Genomic DNA, 669 nt, shown 5'->3' on the forward strand with positions numbered 1-669 from the left:
CCGGCTTTCGCGTACGCGTACTGGGTCAGCCCGGAGCAGTCGAAGCCCTTGATGCCCGTGCCGCTCTTGCCGCTCGGCGAGCAGCAGATGCCATACGACGGGCCGTTCGCATTGCCGCCGCCCCAGGAATAGGGGACACCCCGCTGGGAGAGCGCGGCCTCGATGACGGTGCGGACCGTGCCCGTGACGTTCGCCAGGTCCGGGTCCTTGGCGGCCGCCGTGTACTGGGCGATCCACCCCAGCACGTTGGCCACATACGCGTTGGAGTGGTTGTACTGCAGGATCGCGGCCTTGAGCTGCGCACCCTGCGTCAGATCCCGGCCGCCTCCGCACAGGTAGACGGCGGCGCCGAGGGCGGCGTCATCGGCGTTGTGCGGGTCCGCGGTTTTGTCGCCGTTGCCGTCCTTGCCGACGCTCTCCCATGTGGAGGGCAGGAACTGAAACGGTCCGACCGCGCGCTCTCCTTGCGCCGTGCCGTCCCACGTCCCGCCGTCGGTGTCCGCGACGGCGGTGGTGTTGCCGCCAGCACCGGAGCCGTTGAGGAGAACCCCGTAGATCTTGGGTCGGATGTCGCCGTTGGCGGCGATATTGTGGCCGATGGCGTGGTTCGACTCGACCTTGGCGATCCCGGCGAGGACCTGCCAGCGCATGCCCTGGCACTTCGGAACG

General features: G+C 68.9%; 1 protein-coding gene. It reads right to left on the minus strand.

The features are described from left to right. Nucleotides 1–650: lytic murein transglycosylase (locus ACFWI9_RS34805; protein ID WP_387169431.1), on the minus strand; the 650-nt coding region annotated here is incomplete at its 3' end. Between the last annotated feature and the right edge of the window lie 19 nt (nucleotides 651–669).

It is taken from the genome of Streptomyces sp. NPDC127084 (assembly GCF_042724175.1).
Classification (GTDB): Bacteria; Actinomycetota; Actinomycetes; order Streptomycetales; family Streptomycetaceae; genus Streptomyces.